The sequence below is a fragment of the Nocardioides sp. genome (genome assembly GCF_035503875.1).
Classification (GTDB): domain Bacteria; phylum Actinomycetota; class Actinomycetes; order Propionibacteriales; family Nocardioidaceae; genus Nocardioides.
This window is the reverse complement of the sequence record NZ_DATJTA010000009.1, coordinates 1-3,581: the sequence shown is the minus strand read 5'-3', so window position 1 is coordinate 3,581 and position 3,581 is coordinate 1. Positions and strand designations below refer to the sequence as shown.

General features: G+C 70.1%; 2 protein-coding genes. Both read right to left on the bottom strand.

The annotated features are described in order from the left end of the window. On the bottom strand, nt 1–1,314 hold a 1,314-nt coding region (locus VMF51_RS03475), incomplete at its 3' end, for a hypothetical protein (protein ID WP_325473006.1). A gap of 131 nt (nt 1,315–1,445) precedes the next feature. Next, nucleotides 1,446–3,581: aconitate hydratase AcnA (acnA, locus tag VMF51_RS03470; protein WP_325473005.1), on the bottom strand; the 2,136-nt coding region annotated here is incomplete at its 5' end.

The following is a 3,581-nucleotide window of genomic DNA, read 5'->3' as shown; positions in this document are numbered from 1 at the left end:
CACCTCCTGGCCGACCGGAACCGCCTCGCGGAAGCTGACCGCCAGGTCGTCCGGGTCCGGGTACTCGTCGTCGCAGGCCAGCGCCAGCAGGTCGGTGGCGATCCAGGCGAGGTCGTCGGGGCCGAGCTCGAGCTCGGACGGCACGTCGGCCGCCCCGCTGATGTCGTCGATGCCCGCCAGCGAGAGCAGCGCGACCTTCGCGTAGCCACGGAGCGACTCGACCGCCAGGCTCTCGCGGAGGGCCGGCGCGGCCGCGGCGCCGATCGCGGTGACGACGGCGACCGCGAGCATCCGCTCGCCCGGGTGCCCCTCGGCGCCAAGCTCGAGCAGCTCCCTGGCGGCCGGGTCGTCGCCGCGGGACTCCACCCACGCCTGCGCCTCGGCCTCGAACTCGGCGTCGCTGACGCCCTCGGCCATCGCCAGCAGCTCGCTGCCGGTCAGCTCGGCCGCGGTCGGCGGCAGCAGCGGGATGTCCACCCCCGCCTCGACCAGCTGCTCGTGCAGCGCGGCCAGCGCCAGCGGCGTGAGCCGGATGACGTCGTCGTCCTCGGTGATCGCGAGCACGGTGTGGAGCCGGTCCAGGAGCAGCCGGGCGGGGTCGCCGTACTCCTCTTCCCAGCGTTCCCGCGCCTCGGCCAGCTCGTCGCTGAGCTCCTCGTCGTCTTCGTCGACGTCGCCGCCGCCGGCGTTCTCCCACAGCACCTCGGTGAATTCCTCGACGGTGAGCCCTTCCCGGCGGGCGAGGAAGAGCAGGATGGCGATCGCCATCCCCTGGCCGGTGAAGTTGAACTCCTCGTCGTCGCCCTCGTCGTCGTCGGACTCGTCGTCGAAGTCCGGCTCCGGCCCGTAGAGCTCGAGCGTCTCGCCGAGGACGGCGGCCATCGTCGACGACCAGGCGGCGAAGACCAACTCGTCGTCGCCCGACGCCCAGTCGTCGGCGGTCTCGCCCTGCAGCACCTTGTCCTCGTCGTCGGGGTCGAACAGCAGCCACTCGACGCCGAGCGCGTACTCCCACAGGAAGTCGAAGTCCTCGGGGGTGACGCCGAGCGCGGCGACGACTTCGGCCTGGTCCTCGGGGGTCATGTCGCCGCTGGAGTCCACCTCCCGGCCGTCCTTGCCCACCCACGCGGCGAGCGCGGCGAGCTGAGCCGGCAAGGGGGCCCGGCGGGCCTCGGCCGCGAGCTCGGGCAGCGGCAGCAGGCGAATCGGCGGCAGCGCGTCGGGCAGCCCGAGCGCCTCCTTGATGTCGATGTCCTCGTACTCGAAGTCATCGGCGACACCGTGGGAGTTGACGTGGTCGTGGTCGTGGGCCATGGGTCGAGCCTATAGGCCCGTGGACGGGCGCGGGACGCGGTGGGGCCGCTACTAAACCTAACGACCGCGGCAACCGTTAACGTTTCTGTTAACGGTTGCCGCAGCCGCTTTTACGCGGGTGCTTGGTCGCGTTACTGCGCGGCGAGCAGCGAGCGCAGCACGTACTGCATGATGCCGCCGTGCCGGTAGTAGTCGGCTTCGCCGGGGGTGTCGATCCTGACGACGGCGGTGAAGCGCTTGCCGTCGGCGGTCACCGTCACCTCGCCGGGCACCGTCCCGGTGTTGAGCTCCTCGATGCCCTCGACGTCGAAGACCTCCTGGCCGCTGAGGCCGAGGGACTCGGCGCTCTCGCCCGGCTTGAACTGGAGCGGGAGCACGCCCATGCCGATCAGGTTGGAGCGGTGGATGCGCTCGAACGACTCGACCAGCACGGCGCGGACGCCGAGCAGCGCGGTGCCCTTCGCCGCCCAGTCGCGGGAGGAACCCGAGCCGTACTCCTTGCCGCCGATCACCAGCAGCGGGGTTCCCTCCTCGATGTAGGCCCGGGACGCGTCGTAGATCGACATCTCCTGGCCGTCCTTCTTGGTGACACCGCCCTCGGTGCCGGGCGCGAGCTGGTTGCGGAGCCGGATGTTGGCGAACGTGCCGCGGATCATCACCTCATGGTTGCCGCGGCGGGATCCGTAGGAGTTGAAGTCCTTCTTGTCGATGCCGTGCTCGGTCAGGTACAGGCCCGCGGGAGCGGTGGCCTTGATCGCGCCGGCCGGCGAAATGTGGTCGGTGGTGACCGAGTCGCCGAGCTTGGCCAGCACCTTGGCGCCGTGGATGTCGGTCACCGGCGCGGGCTCGGCCGGCATGCCGTCGAAGTACGGCGGCCGGGCGACGTAGGTGGACGTTGGCGCCCACTCGAAGGTGTCGCCGGTCGGCACTTCGAGGCCGCGCCAGTTGTCGTCGCCGTTGAAGACGTCGGCGTAGTCGGAGGTGAACATGTCGGCGGCGACGGACGAGGCGACGACGGACTGCACTTCCTGCGGCGACGGCCAGATGTCGGTGAGGAAGACCGGCTTGCCCTCCTGGTCGGTGCCGAGCGGCTCGTGGTCCAGGTCGATGTCCATCGTGCCGGCGAGGGCGTAGGCGACGACGAGGGGCGGGGACGCGAGGTAGTTCATCTTCACGTCCGGGTTGATCCGGCCCTCGAAGTTGCGGTTGCCGGACAGGACGGACACGACCGTGAGGTCGTTGTCGTTGACGGCCTCGCTGATCGTGGTCGGCAGCGGGCCGGAGTTGCCGATGCAGGTGGTGCAGCCGTAGCCGACGAGGTTGAACCCGAGCTTGTCCAGGTACGGGATGAGCCCGGCGCGCTCGTAGTAGTCCATGACGACCTTGGAGCCGGGGGCGAGGGTCGTCTTCACCCAGGGCTTGCGGCTGAGGCCCTTCTCGACCGCCTTCTTCGCGAGCAGGGCGGCGCCGATCATCACGAACGGGTTGGAGGTGTTCGTGCAGGAGGTGATCGCGGCGATCACAACGTGGCCGTGGTCGAGGGTGGTCTCGCTGCCGTCATCGAGGGTGACCCTGACCTCGTGGGTGGGCCTGACGTCCTCCTGCTCGCCGGGGTCGGAGGCGGGGAAGCTGCCGTTGCCGTCGCCGCCGGTGTAGGTGGGCAGCGCGTCCCTGAACGCGGTCTTGGCGTCGGTCAGCTCGATCTTGTCCTGCGGGCGCTTGGGACCGGCGATGCTCGGCACGACCGTGCCCAGGTCGAGGGTGAGCTGCTCGGAGAACCGCGGCTCCTGGCTCGGGTCGTGCCAGAGGCCCTGCGCCTTGGCGTACTTCTCGACTAGGTCGAGCTCGCTCTCGGTTCGGCCGGTCAGCGTGAGGTACTCGATCGTCGCGGCGTCGATCGGGAAGATCGCGCAGGTGGAGCCGAACTCGGGCGACATGTTTCCGATCGTGGCCCGGTTCGCGACCGGGACCTTGGCCACCCCGTCGCCGTAGAACTCGACGAACTTGCCGACGACGCCGTGCTTGCGGAGCATCTGGGTGATCGTGAGCACCAGGTCGGTGGCGGTGGTGGCGGCCGGCAGCTCGCCGGTGAGGCGGAAGCCGACGACGCGCGGGATCAGCATCGAGATCGGCTGGCCGAGCATGGCCGCCTCGGCCTCGATGCCGCCGACGCCCCAGCCGAGAATGCCGAGGCCGTTCTCCATCGTGGTGTGGCTGTCGGTGCCGACGCAGGTGTCGGGGTACGCCTGGTTCCGCTGGTTGGTCAT